Raw genomic sequence first — 16,585 nt, 5'->3', positions numbered from 1 at the left:
AGGGGTTTCTAGAGATGTGTCAGGCAGTCAGGGTGCAGAGATCCACACCCAAATTAGCCAGAAACGTAAACCTTGCAGAATGTAGTTTTTCAACATCCACAAATTGCACCTCAAATCGCAATTTGGCAATAGTTCAGCTAAATCTGAAAATCGTCATGGCTATCAATCATCACAGTGCAATATCTCAGGTTCGTTTGGGCATTTCGGAAGCTGAGGAGGGGGAGTTAAGCCGTCAGCTTTGCACGCTGCTGCGGGCGGAGTCTGCCAGAAGCGGAAGGCCGTGGGTGCAATTTTCGCGCCTCGCAGAGCTGTATCGTCTGCAATATGGAAAGGTGTTGGTGCAACAGTTCAAGCAGGCGGGCTATGCAGATTCATGTCTGTTTTGGCGGGATCATCGGCAGGTGTTTTCGACCTACGCCACGCCAGATTCAGGAAATCCCTACGTGGCAGTGTTTGAAATGGTGAACCCGACCCAGGATTTTCGGTGGAGCGATCGCCCTCCTGCTCGTCGCCGCCGCAAAACATGGCCAACTTGTCCATAAACATGACTTCTCACTTTGAAAAGCTGCCCTTAACAAAAATATTACTCATTGCTAAGGGCAATTTTAAGTTTTACCTAGCAGCCCTAGTCACCTTGTTTCGAGCATCTATTTGTAGTTTTGAATAATGGGCTTGGCCTGACTACAAGCACCAGTCTGCCAAGACTCTGTAAAGCTGGACAAATCGAGAGCCGCTAACCAAAATTGTTCACCCACCACTCGCCAGTTTACGGAAGGAGCTTTACTCCTGTTGTATGCCGTCTGGGCATTTTCAGAGAAGCGTTGAACATCGACAAGACAGGCACTCATTAGCGTCGCATCTGCCTTAGTTTGCGCTAATTGCTGGCTAAGCGATAGCTCAGTTTGTTGGCTAGCCAGCAGAGCTTTTTGAGTCAGCCTGAGCTGCTCTGCTACCATGCTTGAGCTTTGAGCAACATTCCGCAGTCGATATTCTTGAACCGCAGTTGGAATACCGGCAAAGAGAATAAGAAGCGATGCAAGCAAAATAGGGGGTAAGTGAATATCTCTCCAAGAGTTGGGATTGAGATTAGTATGCAGCGTCATGGTAGACACCCTCCTCCTGATCAGCGATCAGGTTCCCTGGTAGAAGCCTTGCAGATAGAGAGTTTGAAGCGTTTTCTATGGGCTTTGGCTTACACCTTGATCCTACCTCTGGCAAGCAGAATTGCTCACTAGGCGCAATTTTTCTTAAGCAGAGCTTATGTACTAAGCAGCTTCTGTACAAGTTATCTGTACAAGCTGTCTGTACAAGTTAAAAGCGATCGCCCTCCCTAGAAAGTTCAAACAAGTTCAAACAAGCTCAAACAGAGAACTCAAAAAGAGAGGCGATCGCCCAATTCTGACAAAACCCGGCTTCGCTCGACCTAGCCAAACGCCGCCGCGCTGCGGGTAGGCATTTCCTGCTCATCGTCGATCGTCAGCTTGTGGGGCTTGCAGCGCTTGATGCTGAGCTTGATTCCCTGTGCGCCTTCTTGCACCAGATCTTCGACGTAGCCGCCCTTGTGTTGTTCTGCTTCCGTTGCACTGGCGAACGGGCCGAAGTAGTAGGTGCAGCGGGGCGAGTCAGTCACAATTTCCACCCACCAGGCCGCACCTACCGTTTGCAAGATTGATGTCCAGGTTTCTTTCATAAGGCGTTAGGATGTAAGTCTTTGGCTTAAACTGTAGGGTTCTCTTTAGGAAAATTCAATATTTATTACAATCCTTTATGAACCAGCTTCAGCAAAATAAGGCATCCTATGAGCCAGTCTATTCAAGGGGGCTAAGCTTCCATCCCCTTCAATCCCTAAGACTCCTCGCTCAAGTTTTGTCCCGCCTACAGCATCCCTTGAAATCTGCCCCCCAGATCGTATTGTGTGTGACGTTTAGGCAAAAATTCTGATCGCTTCTGATTTCAGACTTATTTTGCCTCTGCGTTTTTTTGGCATATTTTCTGTTTCGGGGGGCAGATGTATACCCAGCCAGTGAATCACTTGGCGATCGCCGGACTGAGCGAGAGCGTATTCGTCCAGCGCTGGCGATACACCTCATACAGCGCCATACCCGCGGCCACCGAGGCATTCAGGCTGGCTGTTTTGCCCCGCAGCGGAATCGACACCAGCACATCGCAACTGCGCTGCGTCAGCATGTTTAGCCCGTCACCCTCGGAGCCGACCACCAGCACCGTCGCCCTGTGAAACGTGACCGTGTTGATCGACTGCCCCGCTTCTGCGTCGGTGCCGTAAATCCAGAACCCTTCGGCTTTCAACTCTTCGAGCGCTCGTCCCAGGTTGACCACGCGGGCGATCGCCAGGTTTTCCAATGCACCCGCCGCGACTTTCATCACCGTTGAGGTAACACCGACCGAGCGCCGTTGCGGGATCACGATGCCCTGAGCGCCCAGCGCTTCGGCCGTGCGAATAATTGCACCCAGGTTGTGGGGATCGGTGATGCCGTCCACTGCTACCAGCACGGGCTGTTCGGTTGCGGCTTTGGCCTGGGCAATCAGGTCGCCCAATTCCAGATATTCATAGGGAGCAACCTGCGCCACGATGCCCTGATGCGTTGCGCCGTGGGTCAGATGGTCGAGCCGTCGATTGTCTACCTCGTCGATGACGGCTCCGTTGCTCTTGGCTTTTTGCAGCAGCGTATGGAAGCGGGGATCGTAGCGCAGGCGCGGCGTGACCCAGATGCGGTTAAGCTGGCGATCGCTCTCTAGGGCCGCCACCAGCGTATGACGACCATAGATCAAATCGAGGCTGGCTTCTTCGGATTCATGCAGTTCATTGCCGAGGCTCTCCGTGGCCCTATAGCGGGCTTCCGAAACGTCCCCAAAGTTCCTCGGTTGGGATGTGCCGCGATCGCTCTCCCAGGCTGGTCGGGGCGGTTTGCGGCCGGGGCGATCGCTCCCGTCTCTGCCTGGCGCAGCGGCCGGGCGGCGGGAAATAGGTCGAACCTGGTCACCGGAAAGGCGGACGGGCCGGTCTGGGCTAAATTTGGCTTTGGCGGGCTTGTCTGCATCACTGCGACGACGGGCAGGGCGATCGCCCACTGATTGCTCTGGCTGCCTCTGATCCGACGGTCTGGCGCTGTAGGAGTCTCTGGCAGGACGATCAGGGCGATCGCCCGAAAACTTTCTGCCCGCAGGTTTGCCGTAGCGATCGCCAGAAGGCTTTCGACTCGCAGATCCGTCACCATAGCGATCGCCCCGATCGTCGCCTGCTGCCCGCTCACTAAAGTAGCGATCGCCCGCCGACTTTCCGCCTGCCGACTTTCCGCCCGAAAACTTTCGCCCGCCCCCGCCTGCACGCGGTTTGCCTGGTCGGGATGAACCCTGTCCTTTGCGCGGGGACGACCCCCGATTTGAATCGCGGTTTTGAGCAGCCATGAGTCTCCTTCCCTGACGTAGTCATAGTGTCCAAATGTCTAAGACGCGCCGGGCAGTAAAACCGTCAGCATCTCCGGGTTTCTAGCATAGCGGAGCCAGCCCTAAATTGGGGAAAACCAACACGATTCCCTGACCAAAGATTTCTTGCGATTTCGTTGCAGTTTCTTAAGCGAGCGGAGGGCAGATTGCAGCAGATTGCAACAGATCTATCAGGTCTATCAAGCTCGCTCACCGCTTTCTTCTGGCGGGGGCTTCAAGTTTTCGAGGGGCTGCATCTGTGCCAGCAACTCCTGCAATCGCCCCGGATTGCTGAGATACAGGTATCCCAGCAGCGTTTCTAGACCTGTGGCCTGACGATAAATTTCAGCATCCACCCGCCGGGGGCCTCGCTGAGCCGCATTGCGCCCTCGCCGCACAATGTCTTGCTCCTGTTCGGTGAGATGGCTAGAGAGCGATCGCACTTGGGCGGCCTGGCTTTCGGCCCGCACCTGCTCCACGACTTGCCGATGATAGTCTTGAATGCGTTTGGGCGGCAGCAGGCAGGCTATCCGTACATGCAGTTCGTACACTGCATCGCCCACGTAGGCCAATGCCGCCGGAGAGAGCCGCTGGAGGTCTTGCTCCCGGAATCCCTTCTCAGCGGGGCACGACCCGGCCGCATCAAGACCGCTTGGCATTCTCCAGCGCTGCCTCGACGTTGGGCTGAATCTTGAAAAACTGCTCCAAACGCACCATTTTGATCGTCTGCATGACGCGGGAGTTGGCGATCAGTTGCAGCTTGCCATTTGCCTGCTGCACTTTCTTGGCCACCTGCACCAGCGCTCCAATGCCGGAGCTATCAATAAAGTCAATCTGGGACATGTCGAGGATGACGCTAGACGGCCCCTCCTCTACATATTTATCGACAACCTTGCGGAAGGTGGGTTCAGAAAACGCATCGAGAAGCCCCGCGAGGCGGAAGACCTGGCTGTTGTCTCGCACCTCCCGAGTGCCGCGCAAGCTCACCGTTAAAGTAAGTGTCTCAGGAATAAGAACCTCCCCGCTGGCGTTCAACTCAGCGCTGTGTCTGGGTAAGTGAATCGAGGCTTAAGTATACTCCAAAGTGAATTTGTGGCCAATAGAACTTTTAGCCGCATGAGCCGCGCTGTCTATTCTGCGCTGATACGCCGATACCGATGCGCCGATGCCGATACGCCAATGCCGATACGCCAATGAGGAATGGGGATTTAGCTTGGGTATTTGGGGTGGGGGCGATCGCCCCAAATCCACCTTCAACACACGCTGCTAAAAGGCGCGAATGAACGGGGCAAATTGAGTATTCCATCAACTCGAAATCAACTCGAAAATAACTCAAAACCCAAACAGAGGATGGTTATTTTTGGGCGATCGCCCCCACAGAAAAAGGTCGTCAAGCAATTAGAATTCTCGCGTTTATCGAGAAACCATCCATTCATATTTTTCGGACAATCAACCGGCCGATCAGTCAGATTTCCTGAACCGAATTTCAGGACGGTTTTTCGGCTTTTTCACATTCGGATGCGCCCTTGATCTTTACAGGAATTCCCTCGGTCATGAAGTGCTTAATTAGATCAGCAAACTCTTCTTCCTTAGTTTTTTCCTTTTTCTTCTCAGCAGGCTTGTTGAACAAGAATGAACACGCAAATGCAAACCCAATAAAGATCCACTCTGCACCTGTCATAGATATGGAGATCCAAATTCAACAAAACACTAAAAATATGACTCAAGCAAAGTAAACACCTGAGTCTGCGGAACCTTTTCCAATTTCAAGATGGTCGCGAGGCTAAGCCAAAGCCTTGCCTCGAAAGACTTTCACAGAGAGACGCTAGACCGAAAAGCACTAACTTCAGACGGGAGCTAGAGCATGGGGGCTAGAGCATTGCAAAATACAAAAACAGAAATACAAAAACAGTTCCAAAGATGGCAATTAACTACGGTCAAAACAGTCAAAACCCTGCTTCAAAACTCAGCTCTCTTAAAGATAAGGTATGACTTTGGATATCAGCCTGCCAGATTCTCGATCATTCTAAGACCGTATTTTCCGAATAAACCTTAAGAACTGTACTAGAACATCAATCCGCCCCTAAGTTGATGCCCTCAATTAACTTTCGTTCCTGAATCTTTAACAGTTGCCCCTGCCTTTAGAGTAAACCGATTCTTAGGAAACTTCCCAAGAAATTAGGACTTACGCACCTGCGATGAAATTTTCTAGGTTTCGGACGATTTCTCGCGGGCGCAGCCCGCGAGAAATCGTCCAACTGCGTAAGTCCTAGAAATGTTTTCAATAAATACAGCGGGCTGGAAGCGGATAGCATTCATTCTAAGCACAAAATTTTAAAAATCAAGAGAAAACCGAAAAAAAGCCTGTAATCCTACCGCCTTTTTTCGCGCCCTGGAAGAGGGGAAAGAGCCTCGATTGCAGACGGCGGGCTGAGTTTGCAATTTCTCTTGCACTTTCTGACGAAAGCGCTTTGCCAACTGGCGTTTGCTCTCTGTAGCCAAATGATGGAATCAGGCCAGTTCCCTAAGCAGTGCTGCTGTAGCGGCAGGCGCTACCAGCGTATTGGCACAGAGAATCCCCGACGCAGCGACCGCCGGAACCCCGATCCCTGGCAGGGTGCTGTCGCCGACGCGGTAGAGGCCGCGAATGGGCGTGTGGGTGCTAGGAAACAGGCCCTGATGGGCGGCGATCGCCGGGCCATAGGTACCCCGATGGCGGCGCAGGTAGCGGGCGTGGGTGAGCGGTGTGCCAATGCGCTCTAGCACGAGGCGATCGCGCACATCGGGAATGACCCGCTCCAGCGCCCGATAAAGCGGCTCTGCCCGTTCTCGCTTGCGGGCTTCGTAGGTTTCATCGCGCTGCCAGCCGTCGTAGGGTTCCAGCGTGTAGGCATGGACGACGTGATGACCTGACGGCGCGAGGCTGGCATCCCACACCGAGGGAATCGAGATCATGCAGGTGTGGCCCGGCGCTGCCAGGTCGTAGCGCTCGACCGGATCTTGCACCACGACATGATGCCCAGTGAGTCCCTCTAGCCCGTCGGCGCGGATGCCCAGGTGCAGGTGCATAAAGCTGTCTACAGCGGGGGTTTCCAGAGCGCTCTGACGATGGTCCGCAGGCAAATCATCGGGCTTGAGCAGGTGCGTGTAGGTGTCCCAGAGGGTGGCGTTGGAAATGACAGTCTTCGCTGCGATCGCCTCACCCGACCGCAGCCGCACACCCACCGCCTGCCCGTTTTCTACCAAAATTTGCTCCACATGGGCATTCAGCCGCAGCGTGCCGCCCCATTTCTCCAGCCCGCGCACGAGGGCTTGCACGATCGCTCCACTGCCGCCCAGCGGATAGTCCACCACAGAATTTGTGCGTTCGCCAAACATAAACGCCATCTCTGGCGCGACCGTGCCCGCCGCAGGCAGCCCCGACAGCAAGAAGCATTCCAGGTCTACCAGCCGCCGCACCCACGGATCGCGCACGGTTTCATCCAGCAGGTCGCCCGCCGAGGACTGGAGCGATCGCACTTGGGGCAGCAGCTTGAGCAGCGCCCAGGGATAGCGGCTGAGCAAAAACGGCACCAGTTGCCAGTCTGCCCGCAGCGCCAGGGTGGGGATGTCGCGCAGTCCGTCGTAAATCTGGAGAAACCGCTGTTCTAGCTGGGCCAGTTCCCGCGCACCCTGGGGCGTGATGTCGGCCACGGCAGCCCGATAGCGATCGCCCTGGCAATAGACCGGAAACGTGCCCTCTGGAAAGTGGTAGTGGCCCAGCGGATCGTAGGGCACAGCGGCAACTGATTCACCCAGCACATCCAGCACTTGCTTGAGCGGATTGAGCGATCGCCCGTCACTCAGTCCGCAATAGAAGGAGGGGCCTGAATCAAAATGAAAACCGCGCTGCGAAAAGCTGTGGGCCGCGCCGCCCGGAATCGCGTGACTTTCGCACACCAGCACCCGCCGCCCATATCGCGCCAGCAGCGCCGCCGCCGTCAGCCCGCCGATGCCGCTGCCAATCACCACAATTTCGTGAGGGGATTCGTCGGGGGAAGGAGCCTTTGGGCTATCGGGTGAATCCACGAACTAAAATCCTCTGAATATTTCTGAATATCTCAGATCCAGGCGTGACCGATCCTTCATTTGACCGATTCTTCAACAGAAAACTGCGCTGACTTACGCTAACCTGCGCTAAATTTACGAAGCTAAACTTACAAAGCTGAATTTACAAAGCTGAATTTACAAAGCCTTGCTGTAACTTTGATCATACCTAGTACCTACGCACTTGCGATAAGCTTTCTGGATTTTGGACAATTTCTCGCAGGCGCAGCCCGCGAGAAATTGTCCAACTGCGTAAGTCCTAATACCGTTTGAAGAACTGATGCTTGAGGGGCATTAGCGATTGAGAATCGAACGTCTCAGCCTCTTCCTGTACCGCCAGCCAGCGTAGGAGGGCGATCGCAAAATCGCAAAAATAGACCGGAAAATACGGAGAAAGGGCGATCGCTTCCTGATGGGAAAATAGCCCAATTTGGGTACGATGTGTGCGGATCTTCCTCAATTCAGCGGTTTGCTGCTGCGCCCAAACCCAAGCGCCGCGTTCGATTTAGCCTCAGTCGGTCGTCTACCCAGCCCATTGCGAGCAACCTGCCATGTCATCTGTAAACTTCGTCGGCTCCGAGTTTCCCATCAACACGATTACAACAGGCAGTCAGAGTACGTCGCTACTCACCGCTGAGGCATTCTCGACGAGGGCGATCGCAGTAGACGGCAGCGGCGGGTTTGTGGTGGTGTGGACGGGGCCAGACGGCGGTGGCTCAAACACTGGAATTTACGCCAGACGGTTCGATAGTGCGGGTGTGGCGCAGAGTTTGTTCGATGCGGACTCCAGTTCCCTAGTCAGCACAGATGCCCGCATCAATACGACAACAGCTAATATCCAGCGACTTGCCAGCGTTGCAGCGGATGCCGACGGCAACTTTATCGTGGTGTGGGAAAGCATCCAAGACCCGGTAACGGGTGATTCAGGCGTTTATGCTCAGCGCTTTGACAAAGATGGCAACCGCATCGGTGGCGAAACCCAGATTCACACTAACGTCCTGGGCGAACAGACCGAGGTCAGCGTGGCGATGGCTCCCACGGGCGAGTTCGTGGTTACCTGGACTAGCGATGTGGGCGATGGGGACGGCACTGGAGTTTTCGTCCGGCGATTCAACAGCGCAGGTGTGGCACAGCCAATTAATCCGCCGATGGGGCCCGCCAGCACCAACGATGTCCAGGTCAACACCACAACAGATCGGAACCAACGTTTTTCTAACGTGGCGATCGCCCCCGACGGCAGCTTTGTCGTCACTTGGTCGAGCGTTTTGCAGGATGGCGACGGCTATGGCGTATACGCCCAAAGGTTCAGCAGCACGGGCGCACGAGTCGGCCCGGAATTCCCCGTCAATACCACCACTGCCAGCAATCAGCAAAATTCCCATGTGGCGATCGCCCCTGATGGCAGCTTTGTCATTACCTGGTCGAGCGAAAACCAGGACGGCTCTAGCTGGGGCGTGTACGCTCGCCTGTTTGACAGCAACGGCGACCCGCTGACGGGCGAAATCCTTGTCAACCAGTTCACCACAGGCGAGCAGCGTTATTCCACGGTGGCAATGGATAGCGACGGCAACTTTGTCGTCACCTGGCAAAGCTTTAGCCAGCCTTCTGAAACTGTGACGACCACGGGCATTGTGGCGCGGCGCTTCAGCAGAACGGGCACTCCCCTGGGTGACGAGTTTCTGGTCAACACCACCACCCCAGGCGATCAGCGCTTCCCTGCCGTTGGTGTTGCTCCCAGCGGCAATTTTGTCGTCGTTTGGACGGGGCCCGACGCTAACGGCACCGGTGTCTATGGACAGCGGTTTTCGCCGCCGACCAGCACCGCGCCGACCGATATCCTGCTAACGCCTGCTAGTTTTCCAGAAAACTCCCCGCTGGATACCGTCATTGGGAATCTCTCCGCCATCGACCCGGATGGAGATATCGTCACCAATTTCCAACTGATCGATTCAGTCAATTTCCCGGACAACAACAGTTTTGAAATCCAAACTGGGTCTGGCGGGCCGATTTTGGTGCTGCGGGCGGCGGCAGATTTTGAGACAAAGAACAGCTACACCATCAAAATTCGGGCAACCGATCCAAACGGATTGAGCTATGACAAAGAAGTGGTGGTGGCGGTTACGAACGTCAATGAAGCGCCCACTGCCATTAATCTCGATCCGCAGTCTGTGGATGAAAACGTGCCCATTGGCACAGAAGTTGGCATCTTCACAACCATTGATCCCGATTTTGTTGACACCCACACCTACACGCTCGTTTCCGGCACAGGCGACACCGACAACGCCAGCTTTACGATTGTCGGCAACCAACTCCGGCTGAACGTTTCCCCCGACTTTGAAACCAAGAACAGCTACACGATTCGGGTTCGCACCACCGACAGCGGCAACCTCTTCTTCGAGCAGTCGTTCATCATCACCATCAACGACATCGACGAAACGCCGCCCAACCAGACCCCAACGGCGATCGCCCTCACGCCAACCAATGTCGATGAAAACGTCCCGGTCGGAACCACCGTCGGCACATTCACAACCACCGACCCAGACACGGGCGACACCCACACCTACACGCTTGTTTCCGGCACAGGCGACACCGACAACGCCAGCTTTACGATTGTCGGCAACCAACTCCGGCTGAACGTTTCCCCCGACTTTGAAACCAAGAACAGCTATACGATTCGGGTTCGCACGACTGACAGCGGCAACCTCTTCTTCGAGCAGTCGTTCATCATCACCATCAACGACATCGACGAAACGCCGCCCAACCAGACCCCAACGGCGATCGCCCTCACGCCAACCAACGTCGATGAAAACGTCCCAGTCGGAACCACCGTCGGCACATTCACAACCACCGACCCAGACACGGGCGACACCCACACCTACACGCTCGTTTCCGGCACAGGCGACACCGACAACGCCAGCTTTACGATTGTCGGCAACCAACTCCGGCTGAACGTTTCCCCCGACTTTGAAACCAAGAACAGCTATACGATTCGGGTTCGCACGACTGACAGCGGCAACCTCTTCTTCGAGCAGTCGTTCATCATCACCATCAACGACATCGACGAAACGCCGCCCAACCAGACCCCAACGGCGATCGCCCTCACGCCAACCAACGTCGATGAAAACGTCCCAGTCGGAACCACCGTCGGCACATTCACAACCACCGACCCAGACACGGGCGACACCCACACCTACACGCTCGTTTCCGGCACAGGCGACACCGACAACGCCAGCTTTACGATTGTCGGCAACCAACTCCGGCTGAACGTTTCCCCCGACTTTGAAACCAAGAACAGCTATACGATTCGGGTTCGCACGACTGACAGCGGCAACCTCTTCTTCGAGCAGTCGTTCATCATCACCATCAACGACATCGACGAAACGCCGCCCAACCAGACCCCAACGGCGATCGCCCTCACGCCAACCAATGTCGATGAAAACGTCCCGGTCGGAACCACCGTCGGTACGTTCACGACCACCGACCCAGACACAGGCGATACGCATACTTACACGCTTGTCGCAGGGACAGGCGACACCGACAACGCCAGCTTTACGATTGTCGGCAACCAACTCCGGCTGAACGTTTCCCCCGACTTTGAAACCAAGAACAGCTATACGATTCGGGTTCGCACGACTGACAGCGGCAACCTCTTCTTCGAGCAAGTCTTTACGATTACCATCAACGATCTGCCAGAAGGGCCGCCACCCGTCAATGAAGCACCCACGGCGATCGCCCTCACGCCAACCAATGTCGATGAAAACGTCCCGGTCGGAACCACCGTCGGCACATTCACAACCACCGACCCAGACACGGGCGATACGCATACTTACACGCTTGTCGCAGGGACAGGCGACACCGACAACGCCAGCTTTACGATTGTCGGCAACCAACTCCGGCTGAACGTTTCCCCCGACTTTGAAACCAAGAACAGCTATACGATTCGGGTTCGCACGACTGACAGCGGCAACCTCTTCTTCGAGCAGTCGTTCATCATCACCATCAACGACATCGACGAAACGCCGCCCAACCAGACCCCAACGGCGATCGCCCTCACGCCAACCAATGTCGATGAAAACGTCCCGGTCGGAACCACCGTCGGTACGTTCACGACCACCGACCCAGACACAGGCGATACGCATACTTACACGCTTGTCGCAGGGACAGGCGACACCGACAACGCCAGCTTTACGATTGTCGGCAACCAACTCCGGCTGAACGTTTCCCCCGACTTTGAAACCAAGAACAGCTATACGATTCGGGTTCGCACGACTGACAGCGGCAACCTCTTCTTCGAGCAAGTCTTTACGATTACCATCAACGATCTGCCAGAAGGGCCGCCACCCGTCAATGAAGCACCCACGGCGATCGCCCTCACGCCAACCAATGTCGATGAAAACGTCCCGGTCGGAACCACCGTCGGCACATTCACAACCACCGACCCAGACACGGGCGATACGCATACTTACACGCTTGTCGCAGGGACAGGCGACACCGACAACGCCAGCTTTACGATTGTCGGCAACCAACTCCGGCTGAACGTTTCCCCCGACTTTGAAACCAAGAACAGCTATACGATTCGGGTTCGCACGACTGACAGCGGCAACCTCTTCTTCGAGCAGTCGTTCATCATCACCATCAACGACATCGACGAAACGCCGCCCAACCAGACCCCAACGGCGATCGCCCTCACGCCAACCAATGTCGATGAAAACGTCCCGGTCGGAACCACCGTCGGTACGTTCACGACCACCGACCCAGACACAGGCGATACGCATACTTACACGCTTGTCGCAGGGACAGGCGACACCGACAACGCCAGCTTTACGATTGTCGGCAACCAACTCCGGCTGAACGTTTCCCCCGACTTTGAAACCAAGAACAGCTATACGATTCGGGTTCGCACGACTGACAGCGGCAACCTCTTCTTCGAGCAAGTCTTTACGATTACCATCAACGATCTGCCAGAAGGGCCGCCACCCGTCAATGAAGCACCCACGGCGATCGCCCTCACGCCAACCAATGTCGATGAAAACGTCCCGGTCGGAACCACCGTCGGCACATTCACAACCACCGACCCAGACACGGGCGATACGCATACTTACACGCTTGTCGCAGGGACAGGCGACACCGACAACGCCAGCTTTACGATTGTCGGCAATCAACTCCGGCTGAACGTTTCCCCCGACTTTGAAACCAAGAACAGCTATACGATTCGGGTTCGCACGACTGACAGCGGCAACCTCTTCTTCGAGCAAGTCTTTACGATTACCATCAACGATCTGCCAGAAGGGCCGCCGCCACCCGTCAATGAAGCACCCACGGCGATCGCCCTCACGCCAACCAATGTCGATGAAAACGTCCCGGTCGGAACCACCGTCGGCACATTCACAACCACCGACCCAGACACGGGCGATACGCATACTTACACGCTTGTCGCAGGGACAGGCGACACCGACAACGCCAGCTTTACGATTGTCGGCAATCAACTCCGGCTGAACGTTTCCCCCGACTTTGAAACCAAGAACAGCTATACGATTCGGGTTCGCACGACTGACAGCGGCAACCTCTTCTTCGAGCAGTCGTTCACCATCACCATCAACGATCTGCCCGAACTTCCACCCGTTGTTAATCAGCCGCCGACAGACATTGCCCTCAGCAGCCTCAGCGTTCTAGAAAACGTTCCGGCGAACACAATCATCGGCCAGTTCGACAGTTCCGATCCGGATCATTCCAGCGGGTTTACCTATACGCTGGTCAGCGGCGCAGGCAGTACAGACAACGCTGCGTTTCTGATTGAGGGCGATCGCCTCCGCATTCGGTCTTCGCCCGACTTTGAAACAAAACGCTCCTACAGCATCCGCGTCCGCACCACCGACCCCAGCGGCGGCAGCTTTGAAAAAGTATTTATCATCAGCGTGCTGGATGTGGATGAAACGCCACCCAATGTTTCAGCCTCAATCGTGGTTGACCTAAATGGCACGGCTGCGGGAATCGACTTCAGCATTGGTGCGCCGACGGTTGCGTCGATCAAAGTTGCCGCGCCAAACGCCACCATTACCAAAACCAGCCCCACTAACCTGACCCAGCTCGTGGTCAACCTGACCAATCCAATAAATGGAGCCAGCGAGCGCCTGATCGCCGATGTCAGCGGCACTAACCTGCGAACCAACTATGATCCCACGGGCGTACTCACGATCTGGGGCAGCGCTCCTGCCTCGGTCTATCAGCAAGTTTTACGCACCGTCACCTACGAAAACTCGGCGGCTGTTCCAAACACATCGACTCGGACAATTTTTGCCGCTGCCTCCGACGGGCAAACCTTTAGCCCCATTGCCCGCACCACGCTGAATTTTGTGGGGCTGCGGCAGGTTGATGGCACAGATGGGGACGATGTGCTGGTGACCACGCCGAACACTGACCTGCTTTCGGGCCGAGCCGGAAACGATATCGTCCGGTCTACACTGGCGAACTTGCGGCAGCAGGACGTGATTCGCGGTGGGCCAGGGGTGGATACCTTTGTGCTGACGGATGGTACGGGCACAATCACCGTCAATGTCGGCAACTTCAATAGCCAGCTTCCTGACGTTTCTCCGGGGACGCTGGTCACCGAGTTTGAAGTCTTTGATCTGAGCGGGTTCCGGGGCAATGCGCTGATGATTGGCGCAGATAATTTTGATGATTATCTGGTGGGCGGCCTTGGCAACGACACGCTGGATGGCGGCACGGGTAACGATACGCTCATTGGCGGACCGGGCAATGATGTCTACATTGTCAGGAGTCCAGCGGACACGATTATTGAACGCCCCAACGAAGGCAACGATACGGTACAAGCCGCCGTGAACTATACGCTGCCGGATCACGTTGAGAATTTGGTGCTGATTGATAACGCCAGAACTGGCACGGGCAACACCCAGAACAACCGCATCACGGGTAACGCGCTGAGAAATCTGCTGCGAGGCGGCGCGGGGAACGATACGCTGGTGGGGCTAGCCGGTGCGGATACCCTGCTGGGAGAGGAAGGTAACGACCTGCTGGATGGTGGGCGTGGCCGGAACATCCTGACAGGCGGACAGGGACGAGATACGTTTGTGTTTGGCGTGGGCAGGGGGCTGGGTCGCAGCATCGTAACGGACTTCAATCTGCGTCAAGATCGGATTCTGGTGCGGGGGACGGGGCTATCGGCCGGACGAATTGATGCTGCCCAGTTTATCCGGGGGACAAGTGCTCGTCGCCAGAGCGATCGCTTCATTTACGATGCCGCTACGGGTCGCCTATTCTTTGACCCCGACGGCACGGGCAGCCAGCGTCAGGTGTTGATTGGCACGCTGAGCAATCGACCGTCGCTGGGCGCAGGGAATATTATTGTGGGGTAGGATTATTGTGGGGTAGGTTTGCATAGCCCATCGCATTCGCATTATGGAGCGAGGTATAGCCATGACCCACACCCTTGCTGAGCCGGAGGTTTATCAGGGACAGTTTGGTGAGTTCACGATTACGAAGGGCGATCGCCTGGGGGTCGTCCTATATCGGGCGGCGCTGATGGTGGCGGCGCTGTGTTTTGATGTGGGCACGGGGCTGGTGCTGGGGCGCGGCGACGACCCGACGGTGCTGCGGTGGCTGAGTCCGCTATATACGCTGTTTTCGCTGGCGCTGGGCGCGAGTCTGCTGCTGATTCACATTTATATGAAGCCGCTGCATCGGGCGCTCCAGGCGTTTTGGCTGGTGGGGGCGATCGCCGCGATCGCCGTTGCCCACCTGTATCCAGAGCCATTCGTGCAGTCAGTCTATCTGCACCCGCAGACCCTTCTGGGCGTGGGGTTTACTTTTGCTGCGCTGACGGGCATTTTCTTCAAAGAAGCGTTTTGCTTTAACCGTCTGGAAACGAAACTGCTCACGCCCCTGGTGCCGCTGCTGCTGCTGGGTCACCTAGCGGGGGTATTGTCACCGGGCATCGAGAGCAAGCTGCTATTGGTCTGGGCGATCTTGATGCTAATCTTTGCGGTGCGAAAGTGTGTCCAGGCAATCCCGCCGGATATCGGCGACAAGAGCGTGTTTGAATATCTCCGGCAGGAAAGCCAGGTCGCTAAATCAGCTAAATCAGCCGATTAGGTAAGCTGACCCATGAGCTGAATCGGGTGCGCCTAAAGAACTGAGTAGACGACAAAATCCGCAAAATCAGCATGAACCGAGCGCGGCGTTGCCCAGGAGGGGTCTTCTCCGCCAAAGAAGGTAGAAAACAGGATGCCGTCGATCTGAAGCTCTGGCACGGTGCGGAATGTCACACCCTGCTGGTCTAAAACCTGACGGCCGTTGAACCAGACACGGATGCGGCCATTCGCCTGACCAGGCGTATTTAGCGTCACTTCCTGATCGATGCGATGCCAAACGCCCGTGCTAAAGCGCCAGTTGCCCCGCCCAATCGAGGTGCCATAGCCCCGGCTGGTTGGCAAATAGGCATAGACTTCCCCTGCGCCATTCTGCCGCCACATAAATCGGGTTGAGAACCCATCGGTGCCATTGGGAATGCTGCCACCCGTATTGCCTCTGCCGCCATAGAGTCCGGGCAGCTTGCCGCCGCGCACAAAGCTGAAATTGCTGGAAAACCGCACAGCATAGCTGAGCCGCACTGCTTCCTGGGGGCCAATGGGCAAGCGAGCGAAGAACTGGCTGCCGCCCAAGGGCACGTTATATCGGCTCACGGCTCCGGGGCTGATTGAACCCTGGGGATAGCGGACGCGCAGGAACAGGGGATGAGTACCGCCCCGTTCGCTTGCGATCTGTCGATTTTGCGGGCCAAAGCCGCCGCGCGTCTGCACACCCCAGCGCTGTTCCCAGCCTTGTCCAAAGTTGCCGCGCCACAAAACTCGCGATTGAGTCGTCGCACGGCTGAGCAAAGTAGGATGGGAGGATTCTGCTGACGGTGCAGCGTCAGTGAGATTGGCTGTACCAGAAACTGCAAGCGGCGTGTATGAGCAGCTTGTAGCTGCTGCCAGCAGGGCGATCGCCCACCGTGGAAATCTTGCCTGAACTTGTGTCATGGTTTATCAATCCAGCA

General features: G+C 55.9%; 12 protein-coding genes. 3 read left to right on the top strand and 9 right to left on the bottom strand.

The window, feature by feature from the left end; genetic code table 11:
• The first annotated feature begins 155 nt into the window (after positions 1–155).
• The gene (locus JTM80_RS19610) at positions 156–542 is read left to right on the top strand and encodes a hypothetical protein (RefSeq protein WP_172356788.1); all 387 of its coding nucleotides are present in this window, start codon (positions 156–158) and stop codon (positions 540–542) included.
• 105 nt (positions 543–647) lie between these two features.
• On the opposite strand, the gene JTM80_RS19605 is transcribed toward JTM80_RS19610, so the two are convergent.
• The 8 genes from JTM80_RS19605 to JTM80_RS19570 form a co-directional block, all read right to left on the bottom strand.
• Positions 648–1,103: a hypothetical protein gene (locus tag JTM80_RS19605; protein WP_172356789.1), complete on the bottom strand. Its 456-nt coding sequence runs from the start codon at positions 1,101–1,103 to the stop codon at positions 648–650.
• A gap of 320 nt (positions 1,104–1,423) precedes the next feature.
• The gene (locus tag JTM80_RS19600) at positions 1,424–1,666 is read right to left on the bottom strand and encodes a DUF1816 domain-containing protein (RefSeq protein ID WP_315874815.1); all 243 of its coding nucleotides are present in this window, start codon (positions 1,664–1,666) and stop codon (positions 1,424–1,426) included.
• Between the two features lie 362 nt (positions 1,667–2,028).
• Positions 2,029–3,090 carry a 23S rRNA (guanosine(2251)-2'-O)-methyltransferase RlmB gene (gene rlmB, locus JTM80_RS19595; protein ID WP_225906887.1) on the bottom strand — a complete coding sequence of 354 codons (1,062 nt, stop codon included), beginning with the start codon at positions 3,088–3,090 and terminating at the stop codon, positions 2,029–2,031.
• 554 nt (positions 3,091–3,644) lie between these two features.
• A complete protein-coding gene (locus tag JTM80_RS19590; protein WP_205370137.1) occupies positions 3,645–4,103 on the bottom strand; it encodes a Mini-ribonuclease 3 in 459 nt (152 codons plus the stop codon).
• Positions 4,087–4,431 carry an STAS domain-containing protein gene (locus JTM80_RS19585; protein ID WP_172356794.1) on the bottom strand — a complete coding sequence of 115 codons (345 nt, stop codon included), beginning with the start codon at positions 4,429–4,431 and terminating at the stop codon, positions 4,087–4,089. The genes JTM80_RS19590 and JTM80_RS19585 overlap by 17 nt, the downstream gene beginning before the upstream one ends.
• A gap of 499 nt (positions 4,432–4,930) precedes the next feature.
• Positions 4,931–5,125, bottom strand: coding sequence for a hypothetical protein (locus tag JTM80_RS19580; protein ID WP_172356795.1), 195 nt, complete (start codon positions 5,123–5,125; stop codon positions 4,931–4,933).
• Positions 5,126–5,955: 830 nt separating this feature from the next.
• On the bottom strand, positions 5,956–7,512 hold the full coding sequence (locus tag JTM80_RS19575) for an NAD(P)/FAD-dependent oxidoreductase (protein WP_172356796.1): 1,557 nt from the start codon (positions 7,510–7,512) through the stop codon (positions 5,956–5,958).
• A 277-nt stretch (positions 7,513–7,789) separates the two neighbouring features.
• Positions 7,790–7,990, bottom strand: a complete 201-nt coding sequence (locus JTM80_RS19570) for a hypothetical protein (RefSeq protein WP_172356797.1) — start codon at positions 7,988–7,990, stop codon at positions 7,790–7,792.
• 91 nt (positions 7,991–8,081) lie between these two features.
• Between JTM80_RS19570 and JTM80_RS19565 the strand changes: the two genes are divergently transcribed.
• Positions 8,082–14,903, top strand: a complete 6,822-nt coding sequence (locus JTM80_RS19565; RefSeq protein ID WP_205370135.1) for a cadherin domain-containing protein — start codon at positions 8,082–8,084, stop codon at positions 14,901–14,903.
• Positions 14,904–14,964: 61 nt separating this feature from the next.
• The gene (locus JTM80_RS19560) at positions 14,965–15,639 is read left to right on the top strand and encodes a DUF2301 domain-containing membrane protein (RefSeq protein ID WP_172356800.1); all 675 of its coding nucleotides are present in this window, start codon (positions 14,965–14,967) and stop codon (positions 15,637–15,639) included.
• Positions 15,640–15,671: 32 nt separating this feature from the next.
• Here JTM80_RS19560 and JTM80_RS19555 read toward each other — a convergent pair whose 3' ends face one another.
• The gene (locus JTM80_RS19555) at positions 15,672–16,568 is read right to left on the bottom strand and encodes a polysaccharide lyase (protein WP_205370133.1); all 897 of its coding nucleotides are present in this window, start codon (positions 16,566–16,568) and stop codon (positions 15,672–15,674) included.
• Positions 16,569–16,585 lie beyond the last annotated feature (17 nt).

The sequence above is a fragment of the Thermoleptolyngbya sp. PKUAC-SCTB121 genome, assembly GCF_016919485.1.
GTDB lineage: Bacteria > Cyanobacteriota > Cyanobacteriia > Elainellales > Elainellaceae > Thermoleptolyngbya > Thermoleptolyngbya sichuanensis.
This window is presented reverse-complemented; position numbering and strand designations above follow the sequence as displayed.